Here is a 15,266-nt window from a genome sequence, read left to right as displayed (position 1 = left end):
CCTCCCGGACGCCGCATGGATCACTCGAAGGCGATGCCGCCCGGGGTGAAGGTCGCCTTGGCGCGACGGGCCGAATGGCACTGGATGTTCACCGCCACCGGGTTCTGGGTGATGTGCGTCGCGGCGACCTCGACATGGACCGCGAAGCTCGTGGAGCGGCCGCCGAGCCCCTGTGGGCCGATGCCGAGTTCGTTGACGGCGCGCGACAGCTCGGCCTCGATCCGCGCGCCCTCCGGGTCGGAACAGGCGGTGCGCAGCTTGCGGGTCGCCGCCACCTTGGCGAGGTGCATGCAGAGGTCCGATGTGCCCCCGATGCCGACGCCCACGATGGTCGGCGGGCAGACGCGGCCGCCGAGCTCGATCACCCGGTCGATGACGAAGCGCTTGACCGCGTTGATGCCGTCGGAGGGCAGCAGCATCTGCAGGAACGAGCCGTTCTCCGAGCCCGACCCCTTCGGGATCATCTCGATGGAGAGCGTGTCGGGCCGGTCGTCGAAATCGACATGGATGATCGGCACCCGGATGCCGCACGAGGTCTGCTCGTTCACGCGGGTGATCGGGTGGACCACGGAGGAGCGCAGGGAATGCTCGGTGGTGGCCCGCGCGCAGCCGCGCCGGATCGCGGCCTTCAGGTCCGCGCCCTCGACGCGGACGCCCCGCCCGATCACCACGTTGTAGATCGGGATGCCGGTGTCCTGGCACAGGATGTTGCGGGTGCGCTCGGCCACCGCGATGTTCTCGACCATGGTGCCGAGGATCGCCCGGCCGGTGGCGCTGGTCTCCGCGCGCGCGAGGTCGGCGAAACCCGCCTTGATGTCGGGGGGCAGCAGCTTCAGGGCGCGGACGTAGAGGTCCTTGCACACCGCTTCGACTTCGGTGAGGTCGAGGTCCATGCCGGTCTCCGTGTGAGGGGTCGGGGCTCAGGCGCCGCCGAGGAGGAACAGCAGTCCCACCGCGAGCGCCGTCGCCACGCAGGTCGAGACGATGAGCGCCGTCCGCTCGGCAGTGGCGAACCACTCGAGGGCGAGCACGCGCAGCCCCAGCACCATGTGCAGGGCCAGGGCGCTGACGAGGCCCCATTCGGCCGTGCGCACGAAGCCGTTATGGGTCAGCCCGAGGAAGCTCTCGAGCCGGTCGGCGCCCTGGAGCGCGGTGCCGAGGGCGATGAAGTGCATCGGCAGGAACAGCGCCAGCGCGATCCCCGACAGGCGATGCAGGAGGGCGGCGGCGAAGCCGGCGTGCGGACGCGCGGCCACGCGCCGGGGCAGGGGGGAGGCTCGGGTCCCGGCGCTCATGCGAGGTAGACCGCGAGGGCGGCGCGCAGGCCGAGCACGGCGAGGAGCGCCGAGACGGCAAGCATCGCCCCATCGAGGGATCGGCCGCGCCAGGGCGTCCACTCCCGCAGGATGCTGCGCAGGCCGATGGGCGCATGGATCGCCGCGGCGACCACGAAGATCCCGTAGAACGCCAGGAAGGCGCCGTTGCCCTGGGTGCGCCCGAGGATCTCCCCGGCGGTGAGGCCGCCGCGCACGGCGTACAGGATGGTGCCGAGATGGACCGCCACGGCCATGGCCAGGATCACGGCGGTGCCGCGCTGGGCGAGGTAGAGCATCGGGCTCATGACGGCCTCCGGCCGGACGGGCCCCGGAAAGCCTGGGCCCCGAACCGCTTCAGGGCGGCCCGGGCGGTGGCGCGCTTGAGGCCCGCGATGGCGAAGGTCGGCGCCAGGGCCTTCGGGCAATGCTCGGTGCAGCTCATGTGGGTGTGGCAGGACTGGCACCCGGCATCCCCCGACACGGCCGCGAGGCGCGCGTCCTGGCCCCGGTCGCGGACGTCGTTCACCAGGGTCCAGGCCCGGTTGAGGGCGGCCGGGCCGAGATAGTCCGGGTTCCACGCCACCACGTCGCAGGCGGCGTAGCAGACGCCGCAATTGATGCACTCGATGCCGGCATCCACGGCGCGGCGTTCGGGAGACTCCGGCGCCACCACGGCGAAGTCGTCGGCCGGCACCGCGCCGGGCTCGAAGGCGCCGTGCGCCGCCGTCCATTTCGCGAAGAACGGCTCCATGTCGACGGCCAGGTCCTTGACCACCGGCAGGTTGCGCAGGGGCTCCAGGGTCAGGCCGTCGCCCTCCGCCACCGCCGCGACCCGCGTGCGGCAGGTCCAGCGCGGCCGGCCGTTCACCATCATGGCGCAGGAGCCGCACATGCCGACCCGGCAGGCGAAGCGGTAGGCCAGCGTCGGGTCCTGCTCGCGCTGGATCTCGGTGACGACGTCGAGGACCGTCTGCGCCGGGCGGCGCGCCACGGTGAAGGCCTGGAAGCCGCCGTCTCGCCGGATGCGCACCGTCAGCATCGCGCCGGGCGCGGCGTCGACCGTAGACTCCGTCGGGGACGGGGCGGGGAAGGGCGCGTTCATGGCTTCAGCGCTCCGCCTTGGCGGCGCCGGGAAAGAACAGCTCGCCCTGGTCCGCGGCCTTGGCGGAGACGAGGCCGGCGCGGTTCATGTAGTCGAGATAGGCCAGCATGTTCAGGGGCGCGCTGGTCCACTGGGTCTGTGGCGCGCGGATGATCTCCATGGCCTCGGCCTCGCTCAGCCTGGCATTCTCCGCCTTGATCCACAGGGCGGCGATCCGGGCCGGCTCGGCCTTGATCAGCGCCAGGCTTTCATCGAGGGCGCCCCGGAAGGCCGCCACGATCTTCGGGTTGGCGGAGACGAAGCGGCTGCTCGCCCAGACGAGGTTGAAGGTGTGGGGGCCGCCCAGCACGTCGTAGCTGTCGAGGACCTTGCGGGCGCGGGGATCCTTCAGCTCGACCTCCTGGAACGGCGGCGCGCCGAAATGCGCGGTGATCTCGGAACGGCCGCCGAGCATCGCCGTCTGCGCGTCGGGGTGTCCCATCGAGACCGTGAAGGGGTCGAGGCGGCCCTGCTGGCCGGGCCCGAAGGCCTTCTCGGCGGCCATCTGCAGGGTGATCGCCTGAATCGAGCTCTTCACCGTGGGCAGGGCGATCTTGTCCTTGTCGGTGAAGTCCTTGATCGACTTCACCGCCGGGTTCACGGAGACCAGCCAGAGCGGCATGGCGTTGAGCGCCGCCACGCCCTTGACCTTCAGGTTGCCCTGGGTGCGGCCCCAGATCGTCAGCATCGGCCCGACGCCGCCGGCGGCGAAGTCGAGGTTTCCCGAGAGAAGGGCCTCGTTCATGCCGGAGCCGCCGGTGAAGCGCAGCCACTCGGTCTTCAGCTCCAGGCCCTGCCGCTGCGCGTGCTTCTCGAGGAGGCGCTCCTCCTCCATCACGGTGAGCGGCAGGTAGGAGATGCCGAACTGCTTGGCGAGGCGCACCACCGAGGCCTCCGCCCGGGCGGCGCCCGCGCTCGCCACAAGGCCCGCAGAGACCAGGGCCGCGGCTCCGCAGAGCCGGATGAGACGACCGAGCGCCATGTGTTCCTCCTCGTCCGCCCGAATTCTCTGGTCCGGTGCCGAGGGCCACGATAGCCTCGCGTCGACCCCTGTCAATGGTCATATGTCATATATATGAGTTCATAATGTCGAGCCGTTCCCCCAGCGTCGCCCAACCCCACAACTCTCCCGAAGTGCCGGCCGGACCCTTGGCGAGCCGCCCGCTCTACCTGCAGGCGCGCGACCTGCTGCTGCGCCGGATCGTGGACGGGACCTGGAAGCCCGGCGGCTATCTACCGAGCGAGCCGCAGCTGGCCCTCGACCTCGGCGTCTCCATCGGGACCATCCGCAAGGCCATGGAGGACCTCGTCGGGCAGGGGCTGCTGGAGCGCCAGCACGGGCGCGGCACGCAGGTGGTGCCCCATTCGAGCGACCGCTCGCGCTTCCGCTTCCTGCGCTTCGTCCATGGCGACGGGCGGCCGCTGCGCCCCGTGGCCCACGTCCTCGCGGCCGCAACGGCACGCGCCGACGCGCGGGACCGGGCTGCCCTTGGGCTCGGAGCGGGGGCGAAGGTGCTGGTCCTCCTGCGCACCCGCAGCGAGGACGGCGTGCCGCTGATCTACGAGCGCATCGCGCTGCCGGCGGAACCGTTCGCGGCCCTGAACGCGGAGCCGGGCACCGACATGCTGGAGGAGATCTACGTGCTCTACCAAGCGCGCTGCGGCCAGACCGTGGCACGGGCACGCGACACGATCGCCACCGACCGGGCGAGCCCGGCCATCGCGGAGGCCCTCGGCTGCCCGCCGGAGACGCCCCTGCTCCTCGTGTGCCGGGTCGCCGTGGCCCTGACGGGCGCCCCGATCGAGTACCGCCAGAGCTGGACGGCGGCGCTCGCCTACCGCTCCGACCTCGATTGAGCACACCCGACCGGACCACGCGTGCCTCGCAAAGCGCCCGGTCACGATCGGTGCTCGCCCTGAGCCCGGCCGTGCCGCGGGCGTTTCGTGAGAGCCCCTACGCCTGCATGCCCCAGCGCTGCAGGGTGCGCCGCTCGATGGTCTGGAAGATGAGGTTCTCGACGCACAGGCCGATGAGGATCACCGTCAGCAGTCCGGCGAAGACGTTGGGGATGTCGAGCATGTTCTTGTTCTCGAAGATGAACCAGCCGAGGCCGCCCGAGCCCGAGCTGACGCCGAAGACGAGTTCCGCCGCGATGAGCGTGCGCCAGGCGAAGGCCCAGCCGACCTTGAGGCCCGTGAGGATGCTCGGGAAGGCCGCCGGGATCAGGATCTTGGTGATGAGCCGGCTGCCGCGCAGACCGTAATTGCGCCCGACCATCTTCAGGGTTCGGCTGACCGAAAGGAAGCCCGAATGGGTGTTCAGGGCGATGGCCCAGGTCACCGAATGGACCAGCACGAAGATGAGGCTGCCGTTGCCCAGGCCGAACCAGATCAGCGCCAGGGGCAGGAGCGCGATGGCCGGCAGGGGATTGAACATCGACGTCATCGTCTCGAGGAAGTCGGTGCCGATGCGCGAGCTGATGGCGATGCCGGTAAGCAGGGTCGCCAGGAGAATCCCGAGGGCGTAGCCGATCAGCAGGACCTTGATCGAGCCCCAGGCCCGCAGCACCAGCGTCCCGTCCGCGACGCCGTGGGCGAAGGCCGTCACCGTGGCGGAGAAGGTCGGGAACAGGAGGTCGTTGTCGAGGAAGCGCCCATAGGCCTCCCAGATCAGGGCCAGCACCGACAGGATCACGAGCTTACGCAGCCACGCGTGGTTGTAGAGGCGCTCGACCGTCGAGAGCGGCTTTTCGACGATGGCGCCGCCATAGGCGCCCCCGGTCTCGCGGACGATCTCGGGGCGGGCGGGGCGGAGGATGAGGGGGGACATGAGCACCTTCGCGGTCCTAGACATTCTCCGCCTCCTTGATCTCTTCGGAAAACAGCATCTGGTGGATGCGCTGCTCCAGCAGCAGGGTTTCCTGGGGCGAGCCAGCGGTGTTGAGCTCGGCCTTCACCTCGCCGGGATGGGGCGAGAGCAGCAGGATGCGCGAGCCGATCTTGATCGCCTCGGGGATCGAGTGCGTGACGAACAGCACCGTGAAGCGCGTCTCCTCCCACAGGGCCAGGAGCTCGTCCTGCATGCGCCGGCGCGTCAGCGCGTCCAGGGCCGCGAAGGGCTCGTCCATCAGCAAGATGTCGGGCTCCATCGCCATGCCCCGGGCGATGGCCACGCGCTGCTTCATGCCGCCCGAAAGCATGTGCGGATAGCTGTCGGCGAAGGCCGAGAGGTTGACCTTGTCGATATAGTGCATGGCCCGCTCGTCGGCGGCCCGGCCCGTCAGGCGCCCCGAGGCTTCGAGGGCGAAGGCCACGTTCTGGCGCACGGTCTTCCAGGGCAGGAGCTGGTCGAACTCCTGAAACACCATCATCCGGTCCGGGCCGGGCTCGGTGACGGCCTGGTTCTTGAGGCGGATCTGGCCTTCCGTCGGCGCCATGTACCCGCCGACGGACTTCAGGAGGGTGGATTTCCCGCATCCCGAGGGCCCGAGGAGGACGAACCGGTCGCTCGGAAAGACCTTGAAGCTGACCCGGTAGGTCGCCGTCACGAGGTGATGGGGAGTCTTGTATTGCAGCGTGACGCCATCGACTTCAAGCAGAGGCTCAGCGAAGTTCGATGGCAAGCCTGTTGCCAAGCTCATTACATCCTCCCTTAAGCCACGCGCATGGCGGCGATGCTGATTTTACGAGCGGTCTTGAGCCGCTTTTCGATCGGACGCCTGTTCCACCGGCGCCCAGGGTCCGGGCAGGGGCGGAATCGTTCGTCGCACTCCCTGGATACCAAGCACGATCCTTCCTGTAAATATAATAGCTATCTTTTATAAGACAGGAAATTAAACCTGAGATGACCGGATTTATCGTTCGCCATCGCCCGGGAGGACGTCCGCGCCGGCTGTTCGGGATCTCCCGTCGCCTCGTCGTGCATGATCCGGCGGCGCCCCCCACGACGGCCCGCGTTTTCCACGGCCCCCGACCGGGACGGATCGCTGCGCATGTCGGGACGCGTCGTCCTTGATCCAGCGCAAAGTGGCGGGTGACGGAGTGGGTCAGCATTCCCGGGAACGATCCGGGCGCGTGTCCGGGACGCCCGGAGAACCCGATGCCTTCACTTCCCCTGCCGAGCGCGGTCGACCTCGCCCGCGCGCAGTTCGCCCTGACCGTCGTCTGGCACTTCCTCTTTCCGGCCTTCACCATCGGTCTGGCGAGCTTCCTCGCCGTCCTGGAAGGCCGCTGGCTGTTCACCGGCAAGGCCGTCTACCTCGACACCTACCGTTACTGGCTCAAGGTCTTCGCCGTCGCCTTCGCCATGGGGGTCGTGTCCGGTCTGGTGATGTCCTACCAGTTCGGCACCAACTGGTCGGTCTTCGCCGACCGCACGGCACCGATCCTCGGCCCGCTTCTGGGCTACGAGGTGCTCACCGCCTTCTTCCTTGAGGCCGGCTTCCTCGGCGTCATGCTCTTCGGCCTCGCGCGCGTCGGCCCGCGCCTGCATTTCGCGGCCACCTGCCTCGTCGCCCTCGGCACCCTGACCTCTGCCTTCTGGATCCTCTCGGCCAATTCCTGGATGCAGACCCCGACCGGGCACACGATGGGGGCCGACGGTCGGTTCGCCCCGGCCGATTGGTGGGCCATCATCGTCAATCCGTCGTTCCCGTACCGTTTCGCCCACACGGTGACGGGCGCCTACCTGACCACGGCGATGATCGTGGGCGCGGTCGGGGCGTTGCACCTCCTGCGCGACGGCAAGAATCCCCGCGCCCGGGCGATGTTCTCCATGGCCATGTGGATGGCCGCCCTCGTCGCGCCGGCGCAGCTCGTCATCGGCGACATGCATGGCGCGAACACCTACGCGCATCAGCCCGCCAAGGTCGCGGCGATGGAGGGGCACTTCGAGACCCGGAGCGGCGCCTCCGCCCTGCTGTTCGGGTGGCCCGACGCCGAAGCCGGGGAGACGCGCGGGGCCCTCGGCATCCCGGGCTTGGCGAGCCTCTACCTCACGCACGACCTGAACGGCACCGTGCGCGGGCTCAACGACATGCCGCGCGCGACCTGGCCGACCAACCTGCCGCTCGTGTTCTGGTCGTTCCGGGTCATGGTCGGGCTCGGCCTCCTCATGATCGCCCTCGGGCTCGCCTCGCTCTGGCTTCGCTGGAAGGGCCGGCTCTACGACGCCGCCTGGTTCCACCGCCTGGCGGTCGCCATGGGTCCGTCCGGGCTGATCGCCGTCACGGCCGGCTGGACCGTGACCGAGACCGGGCGCCAGCCCTTCACGGTCTATGGCCTGCTGCGCACCGCCGACAGCGTCTCGCCCGTCGCCGCCCCCGCCGTCGCCGCCTCCCTGGCCGCCTTCGCGGTGGTCTACCTCGCCGTGTTCGGCGCGGGCATCTGGTACCTCCTGCACCTCTTCAACCAAGCCCCCCACGTCCACGAAGCGGGACCGCCGACGGGCGTGCCGACGCGCACCGCCGGCATCACCCCGGCGCCGGCCCTCGACGCCCCGGCCCACGGCGAGAGCCGTCCCGCCCTCCAGCCCGCGGAATAGCGCCGATGACCCTCGATCTCACCCTCATCTGGGCGCTCCTCATCGCCACCGCCGTGTTCCTCTACGTGGTCATGGACGGCTTCGACCTCGGGATCGGCATCCTGTTCCCGGCCATCCGCGAGAAGGTGGACCGGGACGTGATGGTGAACACCGTCGCGCCGGTCTGGGACGGCAACGAGACCTGGCTGATCCTCGGCGGCGGCGGGCTGTTCGCGGTGTTTCCCCTGGCCTACGCCACGCTGCTGCCGGCGCTCTACATCCCCCTCACCCTGATGCTGCTCGCCCTGGTGTTTCGCGGCGTCGCGTTCGAGATGCGCTTCCGGACGGCCAGTCCCCTGTCCCAGACCGCATGGGATATGGCCTTCTCGGCCGGCAGCATTGTCGCGGCCTTGTGCCAGGGCATCTGCCTCGGCGCCCTGGTGCAGGGCGTCCGGGTCGAGGACCGGGCCTATGCCGGCGGCTGGTGGGACTGGTTCTCGCCGTTCTCCGTTCTCACCGGGTTCGCCCTCGTCGCCGGCTACGGGCTTCTTGGCGCGGGCTGGCTGATCTGGAAGACCGAGGACGCGCTGCAACTGCGGGCCTATCGCCTCGCGCGGGGCTTCGGCGCGGCGACCTTCGCCGCCATCGTCGCCGTGTCGCTGGCGATGCCGTTCCTCAGTCCCGCCTTCCGCGACCGTTGGCTGACCTGGCCGGCGGTGATCTTCGTCGCCCCGGTCCCGGTCCTGGTCGCACTTCTCGGCCGCCGCCTGCGCGACGCCCTCGACCGGCGGGAGGAGGTCGCGCCCTTCCTCTGCGGCCTCGGCCTGTTCCTGCTGTCGTATGTCGGGCTCGGCATCAGCCTCTTCCCGATGATCGTGCCGCCCGCGGTGACGATCTGGGATGCGGCCACGCACCCGAGCAGCCAGCGCTTCCTCCTCGTCGGGACGGTGGTGCTGCTCCCGATGGTCCTCGCCTACACCGCCTACGTCTACTGGCTGTTCCGCGGGAAGGTCACCGCCGGTACACCGGGCTACCATTGAGGGGACGTGGCATGCCCATCCCGAGCGTTGCGCGTCGCCTCGCCTGGTTCGTCGCGCTCTGGGCCGGCGGCATCGCCGGCCTCACGGCGGTGGCCCTCCCCCTGCGCTGGTTGCTGAAGGTCGTGTGAGCGCACCCAGGCGAAGCGGTTCGATCGGGCAGCCCCCGGACGACACGCTCCCGGGAAGCCCTACGGCCCACGCTGCGGCTTTGATCCGGCGCAATGCGGTTCGACCGCCCCGTGCGAGGTTGAGGGCGCGGTCACGACACGGGATCAGCGCGCGCATGACGACGGCAGAGGCGGCCTTGCCCGCGATCGAGTCCGGATGGATCGCCCTTGCCGGCCGGGTGGCTCGCCTGCGCGAATGGCTGGCGACGCTGCCCCTCGCGGGCCTGTGCATCGGATTGGCGGCGCAGGCGCTCGACGAGCCCGGCATCGCGGCATGGGCCTGGATGCTGCCGACGCTCGCCGTCCTCGCCATCCTGGTGATCCAGGTCGTGGTCAGCCTGGCCCAGGGCAATGTCGGGCTCGACCTCGTCGCCGTGCTCTCGATGGCCGGCGCGCTCGCCCTGTCGCAGAGGCTCACCGGCGTCGTCATCGCCCTCATGTATGCCGGGGGGCAGGCGCTGGAGGCCTACGCCGCCGGACGCGCCGGCCGGGCCATGACGGCCTTGCTCGCCCGGCAACCCCGCACGGCGTTGCGCGAGGAGGCCGGCACCGTGCGGGAGGTCGCCATCGCGCAGTTGGTCCCCGGCGACCGTATCCTCGTCCGCGTGGGTGACATCCTTCCCGTCGATGGACGCGTCGCCTCGGGGCGCGCCATCCTCGACCAGTCGACCCTCACGGGGGAGGCGAGGCCGGTGACGTTCGAGGCGAACGCCGCCGTCCTGAGCGGAACGGTCAACGTCGGAACGCCCTTCACGCTCCTCGCCGGGCGTCGCGCCGCCGAGAGCACCTACGCGGGCATCGTCCGTCTCGTCGAAGCGGCCAGGGCGCAGAAGGCGCCGATGGCGCGCCTCGCCGACCGCTACGGCCTCGCCTTCCTCGCCGTCACGCTCCTCCTGGCCGGAGGCGCCTGGGCGGCCACGGGCGATTCCCTGCGGGCCCTGGCAGTGCTCGTCGTCGCCACGCCGTGTCCGTTGATCCTTGCCGTGCCCGTCGCCCTCGTGTCCGGTCTCTCGCGGGCGGCCGGCATCGGCGTGCTCGTCAAGGGCGGCGGTGCCCTGGAAATGCTGGCGCGGGTGCGCGTCCTGGTGATCGACAAGACCGGCACCCTCACCCACGGAACGGCCCGCCTGACGGCCACGAACGTTCTGCCCCCCTTCGCGGAGGCGGAGGTCCTCACCCTGGCCGCCGCCCTGGATCAGGCGTCGGGCCACCCGACGGCCCGGGCCCTCGTGGGGGAAGCCCTGGCACGCGGCCTCGCCCTGCCGCAGCCGAGCGCGGTCACCGAGACGCCCGGCGAGGGCATCGCGGGCCTCGTCGCGGGACGGGCCGTCAGGGTCGGCGGTCCCCGCCTGATGCGCAACCTCGGCCTGCTCTTTCCGGCGCCCGGACCGGTCCGAGCCGTCGTCGCCGTGGCGGCCGCCACCGTGATGGTGACCGTGGACGACAGGCCGGCGGCGATCCTGGAATTCGCCGACCCCGTCCGGACGGACGGCGCCGCCGCGCTCGCGGAGCTGCGGGCGTGCGGGATCGCGCGTGTCGTCCTGGCGACGGGGGACCGGCGCGGGGTCGCAGAAGCGCTGGTCGTCGGCTTGCCCATCGACGTGGTGGAGGCCGACCTCGATCCGGCGGACAAGACGCGGATCGTGCTACAGGAACGCGCCTCCGGCGCGGTGATGATGGTGGGCGACGGTGTCAACGACGCGCCCGCCCTGGCCGCCGCCGACCTCGGGGTGGCCCTCGGCGCGCGTGGCGCGGCGGCGGCGGCGGAGGCGGCCGACATCGTGCTGCTCGCCGACACCCTCGCGCCCCTGCCGCCGGCCATCCGCATCGCCAGGCGCGCCCGCGCCATCGCGCTCCAGAGCGTGGTGGCGGGCCTCGGCCTGTCGCTCATCGGCATGGTCGCGGCGGCATTCGGATACCTCTCCCCGCTCCAGGGCGCCCTGATCCAGGAAGGCATCGACGTCGCCGTCATCCTCAACGCCATGCGGGTCCTCGGAGGGCCGGATCCCGTCGTCCCGTCGGGCGAGCGAAGATCGGCCCCAGAGGACGGCCTGGAGATCGCGTCCGACGGGACGCCAGCGGAAGCCGCCGCCCCACGGCGGGCGTGAAGAGGCCGAATCGATGACAGGCCTTTCCGGAGTCGCTATCCGGCGGCTCAAGGTTCTTACTGACGAGCAGAAGGCGATGGAGCGATCCCTGATCTACGTCAGCCACAGGCGGGCCTCCGCCGCCGACGTCACCGATATCGTGGACATCTCACGGATCAGGAACGCCCGGCTGCAGGTCACCGGCGCGCTGATCGCCACCGAGGCGCGGTTCGCCCAGATCCTAGAGGGACCGCGCGGCGCCATCGACGAACTCATGGACAGTATCCGTCGCGACCGCCGCCATGAGCGTGTCGAGGTGGCCCAGGACCGCAGCGTCGCCGCACGGCAATTCTCCCACTGGACGCTGGCCTATTCAGGCGCCTCGGTCTTCGCCGACCGCCTGATCGGCGCCCTCGCGACGGGGGGTTCCGAAAAGCCCGCCGCGCATGATCTGAAACGGCTGGTGGACTTCATGCGGGAATTCGCCAGGACCGCGCCTTAGCGTGCCTCACGAAACTCCCGGCCCGTGTCGATGCGCGCTCTGCGCATGGCGGCCCGACAGGAGTTTTGGAAGAGACGGGATGGGCTGCCCGGTCGGGTCACTCGACGAAGCTCCAGGCGGCTTCCAGCGCATGCCGGTCGTCCTCGCCCAGGGGCTCCATCCAGTCCGTCTCCTCGGGCCGAGGCCGCTCGACGGGTTTCGTTCGGATCGCAAACCGCTCGCCGCCGCGGCGCGTTCCCGGTCGGGGCTGATTGTTCATGCGCGCCACCCTGGCCACCACGTTGCGGCCGGACCGCCGTCTCGGAATCATGATCGACTCTCCCCTCAATGCACCAGAAACCGCGGGGCCGACTGAAGCGTGGAGTGGCCCCCGGCGGCGTTGGACAGCCCGTAGCCGATGGCGGACGAGGCGTCCTCGCGTGTCCCCTTCACCGTCGTTCCGACGAGGACGTCGCGTCGCGCCGCCACGGCGGATGGGGATGTCCTGGGCATGGGCCGTCTCCGGAGGACACCGTCTCAGGGTGCCCCGGCGCCGGCGATCGGCCTTGATCCACCTCAATCGACCGCCAGCATCCGCGAAAGGACACCCCATCGAGCCGCTTTTCGGAGCCGGGCAAAGCAGGTAACTGACGAATCGCGGTCTAGTGAGGCGATGGCAGACGCAAGAGCCGACCTTCTTGTCAGCCAGGCCTGCATCGGTCGACAGTATCCGGACGCGCCCTTCGCGGCACCGTCGACTGTCGCCGTGACCTGAAAGTCTTTCCGGGGGTGAACGATGACGAGCCCCACCGCCTCTCCACACCACGGCGCCGATGGCGCGCTGGCCGTCGACGACCTTCGGCAGACCCTCGACGAGGTCGGCATCTGCATCTGGTCGCTGGATATCCCGACCGGTCGGGCGACCGTCTCGCCGACCTGCGGCCGCCTGTTCGGCGTTGCCCCCGAGCGGCTGACGACCTTCGCCGCCTCGCAAGCCCTCGTGCTCCCGGACGATCGCGAGGCCCGGGCCGACGCCATCCAGCATGCCCTGCGCGAGGGCGGACGCTACGAGGTCGACTACCGGGTGGTCCGGCCGGACGGGCATGTCCGCTGGCTTCGCTCACGCGGCCGGGTGGCCCTCGATGCGAACGGCAGGCCCGCCCGCCATCGTGGAGTGGTCCTCGACATCGACGACCAGAGAAGAGCCGAGCAGGAGCTGCGCGCGCGCGAGGCGCACCTGCGCTCGATCCTGGACACCGTCCCGGAAGCCATGGTCGTCATCGATCAGGCCGGCCTGATCCATTCGTTCAGCGCGGCGGCCGAACGCCTGTTCGGCTATGCGGCCGACGAGGCGGTGGGACGGAACGTCCGGATGCTGATGCCGGAGCCGATGCGGGCCGAACATGACGGCTACCTCGACCATTACCGGCGCACCGGCGAGCATCGCATCATCGGGACCAACCGGGTCGTGACGGGACTGCGGCGGGACGGCACGACCTTTCCGATGGAACTCGCCATCGGCGAGATGCGCTCCGGCGACGATGTCTACTTCACCGGTTTCATCAACGATCTCACTGAGCACCACCGGATGCAGGCGCGCCTGCAGGAACTGCAGTCGGAACTCGTTCACGTCTCGCGCCTCAGCGCGATGGGCGAGATGGCGTCGGCGCTCGCGCACGAGTTGAACCAGCCCCTTGGCGCCATCGCCAACTACACCAGCGGCTGTCGTCGCATGCTCGCCCGGCCGGATGCCGGCGCCGTCGCCAAGACCATCGAGGTCCTCGACAGGACGGCGGAGCAGGCCTTGCGGGCCGGCCAGATCATCCGCCGCCTGCGCGAGTTCGTCGCCCGCGGCGAGACGGAAAAGCAGGTCGAGCCCGTCGCACGGCTGATCGAGGAAGCCAGCGCCCTCGCCATGGTGGGTGCCCGCGAACAGGGGATCACGATCCGCATCGCCGTCGCTCCCGAGACCAACCCCATCCTGGTCGACCGGGTGCAGATCCAGCAGGTTCTGATCAACCTCATGCGCAACGCCCGCGAGGCCATGCGCAACCACGACCGCCGCGAGTTGCGGATCGAGGCACGCCCCGACGGATCTAAGGCTGTAGAAATCGCGGTGTCGGACACCGGCCCCGGTATCCCGGACGAGGTCGCGGACCGCTTGTTCCAGCCTTTCGTCACGACGAAGCCGGACGGGATGGGCGTCGGGCTCTCGATCTGCCGCACCATCGTCGAGGCGCATGGTGGGCGCCTGACGGTCGAACGCAACGATGCCGGCGGCGCGACCTTCCGGCTCGTCCTTCAGGCCGCGCAGGAAGGGAACCCCATCCATGACGCCTGACCTCGTGCACGTGATCGACGACGACGCCGCGATGCGGGATTCCGTCGCCTTCCTGCTCGGCACCGAAGGCTTCGCGGTGCGGCAGTACGACTCCGGCGTGGATTTTCTCGAGCGTCTGGAAAAGCCGGCCTCGGGCTGCATCCTGACCGACATCCGGATGCCCGTCATCGACGGTCTCGAACTTCTCCGCCGCCTGCGGGCGGCGGGCCACGCGGCTCCGGTGATCATGATGACGGCGCATGGCGACGTGCCGCTCGCCGTCGAGGCGATGAAGCTCGGAGCCTGCGATTTCATCGAGAAGCCATTCGACGACGAGACGCTCCTCCACGCACTCCGCTCCGCCCTGAGGCGCGGCGGCCCCGTCGGCACGGTCGATCCAACGATTCAGGAGTTCATCCGCCGCGTCGAGACCCTGAGCGAACGCGAACGCCAGGTGCTGGACCATCTGGTCGCCGGCGGAACCAGCAAGGAGATCGGCCGGACGCTCGACATCAGTCCCCGCACCGTCGAGATCTATCGCGCCAAGCTCATGGCGAAGACCCAAGCGGCCAGCCTACAGGAACTGGTGCGGTGGTCCGTGCTGGCGGGCCTTGCTTGAGCGGCGTCCGCGGGCGTCGGCATTGAGGCATCTCAATGCGCTGCCCTGTCTCGCGCCGATGATGCCGTCGCGACCCCTTTCGAGATGCGCTCCACTTCGCAGGCACCATGTCCCAGGATCGATCCGCTCCTCTCTTCGTCGTCGTCGACGACGATCCGGCGACGCTGCACTCGACGTGCTTCCTCCTCGAGAGCAGGGGCCACCGGGTCGAGGCCTTCACGGATGGCGAGGATCTGCTGGCGTCGTTCCCCGGTCCGAAGCCGTGCTGCGTGCTTCTCGACCAGGTCATGCCCGGCCTCGACGGCCTTGATGTCGCCGGCAGGCTGCGCGCCCTCGACGCGCTCATTCCCGTGATCCTCATCACGGGGCACCCCGCCCCCGGAATCCGCAGGCGGGCACGCGCAGCCGGGGTTCCGCTCATCGAGAAACCGTTCGATTACGAGACCTTGCTCGGACTGCTCGCGGCCCCCCCCGGCTCCGGGGAACGCGCCGTCCCGTCCTGAGAGAGGGCGCGCCCCGGAACCTTGCCAGCGGAACCTCACGTGCGTGCGCTGGCGGGCGGGACCTGGGCGGG

At 70.0% G+C, this 15,266-nt stretch carries 18 protein-coding genes; 9 read left to right on the top strand and 9 right to left on the bottom strand.

Annotated elements, in window-relative coordinates:
- Positions 1-20: 20 nt before the first annotated feature.
- The 5 genes from MFF01_RS10930 to MFF01_RS10910 form a co-directional block, all read right to left on the bottom strand.
- A complete protein-coding gene (locus MFF01_RS10930; protein WP_238225182.1) occupies positions 21-893 on the bottom strand; it encodes a fumarate hydratase in 873 nt (290 codons plus the stop codon).
- 27 nt (positions 894-920) lie between these two features.
- The gene (locus MFF01_RS10925; protein WP_238225180.1) at positions 921-1,295 is read right to left on the bottom strand and encodes a succinate dehydrogenase, cytochrome b556 subunit; all 375 of its coding nucleotides are present in this window, start codon (positions 1,293-1,295) and stop codon (positions 921-923) included.
- Positions 1,292-1,621: a succinate dehydrogenase/fumarate reductase transmembrane subunit gene (locus MFF01_RS10920; protein ID WP_238225178.1), complete on the bottom strand. Its 330-nt coding sequence runs from the start codon at positions 1,619-1,621 to the stop codon at positions 1,292-1,294. Before MFF01_RS10920 ends, MFF01_RS10925 begins: the two co-directional genes overlap by 4 nt.
- The gene (locus tag MFF01_RS10915; RefSeq protein WP_306421589.1) at positions 1,618-2,355 is read right to left on the bottom strand and encodes a succinate dehydrogenase/fumarate reductase iron-sulfur subunit; all 738 of its coding nucleotides are present in this window, start codon (positions 2,353-2,355) and stop codon (positions 1,618-1,620) included. The genes MFF01_RS10920 and MFF01_RS10915 overlap by 4 nt, the downstream gene beginning before the upstream one ends.
- A gap of 67 nt (positions 2,356-2,422) precedes the next feature.
- Entirely contained in the window at positions 2,423-3,439 is a 1,017-nt protein-coding gene (locus tag MFF01_RS10910) for an ABC transporter substrate-binding protein (RefSeq protein ID WP_238225174.1), read from the bottom strand.
- Positions 3,440-3,543: 104 nt separating this feature from the next.
- Between MFF01_RS10910 and MFF01_RS10905 the strand changes: the two genes are divergently transcribed.
- Positions 3,544-4,314 (top strand): GntR family transcriptional regulator, encoded by a 771-nt coding sequence (locus tag MFF01_RS10905; protein ID WP_238225172.1) that lies wholly within the window; start codon positions 3,544-3,546, stop codon positions 4,312-4,314.
- 97 nt (positions 4,315-4,411) lie between these two features.
- Here the strand turns inward: MFF01_RS10905 and MFF01_RS10900 are convergent, their stop codons facing one another.
- Both MFF01_RS10900 and MFF01_RS10895 read right to left on the bottom strand, forming a co-directional pair.
- The gene (locus tag MFF01_RS10900) at positions 4,412-5,311 is read right to left on the bottom strand and encodes an ABC transporter permease (protein ID WP_238225170.1); all 900 of its coding nucleotides are present in this window, start codon (positions 5,309-5,311) and stop codon (positions 4,412-4,414) included.
- Entirely contained in the window at positions 5,304-6,098 is a 795-nt protein-coding gene (locus tag MFF01_RS10895) for an ABC transporter ATP-binding protein (RefSeq protein ID WP_238225167.1), read from the bottom strand. The genes MFF01_RS10900 and MFF01_RS10895 overlap by 8 nt, the downstream gene beginning before the upstream one ends.
- 458 nt (positions 6,099-6,556) lie before the next feature.
- Here MFF01_RS10895 and MFF01_RS10890 point away from each other — a divergent pair, with 458 nt between their 5' ends.
- The 5 genes from MFF01_RS10890 (at position 6,557) to MFF01_RS10870 (ending at position 11,774) form a co-directional block, all read left to right on the top strand.
- The gene (locus MFF01_RS10890) at positions 6,557-7,999 is read left to right on the top strand and encodes a cytochrome ubiquinol oxidase subunit I (protein WP_238225158.1); all 1,443 of its coding nucleotides are present in this window, start codon (positions 6,557-6,559) and stop codon (positions 7,997-7,999) included.
- A gap of 5 nt (positions 8,000-8,004) precedes the next feature.
- Positions 8,005-9,018 carry a cytochrome d ubiquinol oxidase subunit II gene (cydB, locus tag MFF01_RS10885; protein ID WP_238225149.1) on the top strand — a complete coding sequence of 338 codons (1,014 nt, stop codon included), beginning with the start codon at positions 8,005-8,007 and terminating at the stop codon, positions 9,016-9,018.
- Between the two features lie 11 nt (positions 9,019-9,029).
- On the top strand, positions 9,030-9,146 hold the full coding sequence (locus MFF01_RS10880; RefSeq protein ID WP_238225148.1) for a DUF2474 family protein: 117 nt from the start codon (positions 9,030-9,032) through the stop codon (positions 9,144-9,146).
- 155 nt (positions 9,147-9,301) lie between these two features.
- A complete protein-coding gene (locus MFF01_RS10875) occupies positions 9,302-11,293 on the top strand; it encodes a heavy metal translocating P-type ATPase (RefSeq protein WP_238225146.1) in 1,992 nt (663 codons plus the stop codon).
- 13 nt (positions 11,294-11,306) lie between these two features.
- A complete protein-coding gene (locus MFF01_RS10870; protein ID WP_238225144.1) occupies positions 11,307-11,774 on the top strand; it encodes a BLUF domain-containing protein in 468 nt (155 codons plus the stop codon).
- A 97-nt stretch (positions 11,775-11,871) separates the two neighbouring features.
- On the opposite strand, the gene MFF01_RS10865 is transcribed toward MFF01_RS10870, so the two are convergent.
- Positions 11,872-12,084 (bottom strand): hypothetical protein, encoded by a 213-nt coding sequence (locus MFF01_RS10865; protein ID WP_238225141.1) that lies wholly within the window; start codon positions 12,082-12,084, stop codon positions 11,872-11,874.
- A gap of 14 nt (positions 12,085-12,098) precedes the next feature.
- A complete protein-coding gene (locus MFF01_RS10860) occupies positions 12,099-12,266 on the bottom strand; it encodes a hypothetical protein (RefSeq protein WP_238225138.1) in 168 nt (55 codons plus the stop codon).
- Positions 12,267-12,549: 283 nt separating this feature from the next.
- Between MFF01_RS10860 and MFF01_RS10855 the strand changes: the two genes are divergently transcribed.
- From MFF01_RS10855 to MFF01_RS10845, 3 genes are all read left to right on the top strand, one after another.
- A complete protein-coding gene (locus MFF01_RS10855) occupies positions 12,550-14,094 on the top strand; it encodes a sensor histidine kinase (RefSeq protein WP_238225136.1) in 1,545 nt (514 codons plus the stop codon).
- Positions 14,084-14,692: a response regulator FixJ gene (gene fixJ, locus MFF01_RS10850; protein WP_238225134.1), complete on the top strand. Its 609-nt coding sequence runs from the start codon at positions 14,084-14,086 to the stop codon at positions 14,690-14,692. The genes MFF01_RS10855 and fixJ overlap by 11 nt, the downstream gene beginning before the upstream one ends.
- 107 nt (positions 14,693-14,799) lie before the next feature.
- Positions 14,800-15,195, top strand: coding sequence for a response regulator transcription factor (locus MFF01_RS10845; protein WP_238225131.1), 396 nt, complete (start codon positions 14,800-14,802; stop codon positions 15,193-15,195).
- Positions 15,196-15,266: the final 71 nt, after the last annotated feature.

This window comes from Methylobacterium adhaesivum (assembly GCF_022179065.1).
In the GTDB taxonomy this organism is placed as follows: domain Bacteria; phylum Pseudomonadota; class Alphaproteobacteria; order Rhizobiales; family Beijerinckiaceae; genus Methylobacterium; species Methylobacterium adhaesivum.
The sequence above is the reverse complement of the archived record's forward strand: the minus strand, read 5'-3'. Positions and strand labels throughout refer to the sequence as shown.

Excerpts from the sequence above, each read along its gene's own strand:
- MFF01_RS10910 (WP_238225174.1), bottom strand. The coding sequence starts at position 3,439 with ATGGCGCTCGGTCGTCTCATCCGGCTCTGCGGAGCCGCGGCCCTGGTC.
- MFF01_RS10845 (WP_238225131.1), top strand. The coding sequence starts at position 14,800 with ATGTCCCAGGATCGATCCGCTCCTCTCTTCGTCGTCGTCGACGACGAT.
- MFF01_RS10860 (WP_238225138.1), bottom strand. The coding sequence starts at position 12,266 with ATGCCCAGGACATCCCCATCCGCCGTGGCGGCGCGACGCGACGTCCTC.
- cydB (WP_238225149.1), top strand. The coding sequence starts at position 8,005 with ATGACCCTCGATCTCACCCTCATCTGGGCGCTCCTCATCGCCACCGCC.
- MFF01_RS10895 (WP_238225167.1), bottom strand. The coding sequence starts at position 6,098 with ATGAGCTTGGCAACAGGCTTGCCATCGAACTTCGCTGAGCCTCTGCTT.
- MFF01_RS10870 (WP_238225144.1), top strand. The coding sequence starts at position 11,307 with ATGACAGGCCTTTCCGGAGTCGCTATCCGGCGGCTCAAGGTTCTTACT.
- MFF01_RS10855 (WP_238225136.1), top strand. The coding sequence starts at position 12,550 with ATGACGAGCCCCACCGCCTCTCCACACCACGGCGCCGATGGCGCGCTG.
- MFF01_RS10890 (WP_238225158.1), top strand. The coding sequence starts at position 6,557 with ATGCCTTCACTTCCCCTGCCGAGCGCGGTCGACCTCGCCCGCGCGCAG.
- MFF01_RS10900 (WP_238225170.1), bottom strand. The coding sequence starts at position 5,311 with ATGTCTAGGACCGCGAAGGTGCTCATGTCCCCCCTCATCCTCCGCCCC.
- fixJ (WP_238225134.1), top strand. The coding sequence starts at position 14,084 with ATGACGCCTGACCTCGTGCACGTGATCGACGACGACGCCGCGATGCGG.
- MFF01_RS10925 (WP_238225180.1), bottom strand. The coding sequence starts at position 1,295 with ATGAGCGCCGGGACCCGAGCCTCCCCCCTGCCCCGGCGCGTGGCCGCG.
- MFF01_RS10875 (WP_238225146.1), top strand. The coding sequence starts at position 9,302 with ATGACGACGGCAGAGGCGGCCTTGCCCGCGATCGAGTCCGGATGGATC.
- MFF01_RS10880 (WP_238225148.1), top strand. The coding sequence starts at position 9,030 with ATGCCCATCCCGAGCGTTGCGCGTCGCCTCGCCTGGTTCGTCGCGCTC.
- MFF01_RS10865 (WP_238225141.1), bottom strand. The coding sequence starts at position 12,084 with ATGATTCCGAGACGGCGGTCCGGCCGCAACGTGGTGGCCAGGGTGGCG.
- MFF01_RS10920 (WP_238225178.1), bottom strand. The coding sequence starts at position 1,621 with ATGAGCCCGATGCTCTACCTCGCCCAGCGCGGCACCGCCGTGATCCTG.
- MFF01_RS10930 (WP_238225182.1), bottom strand. The coding sequence starts at position 893 with ATGGACCTCGACCTCACCGAAGTCGAAGCGGTGTGCAAGGACCTCTAC.
- MFF01_RS10905 (WP_238225172.1), top strand. The coding sequence starts at position 3,544 with ATGTCGAGCCGTTCCCCCAGCGTCGCCCAACCCCACAACTCTCCCGAA.
- MFF01_RS10915 (WP_306421589.1), bottom strand. The coding sequence starts at position 2,355 with ATGCTGACGGTGCGCATCCGGCGAGACGGCGGCTTCCAGGCCTTCACC.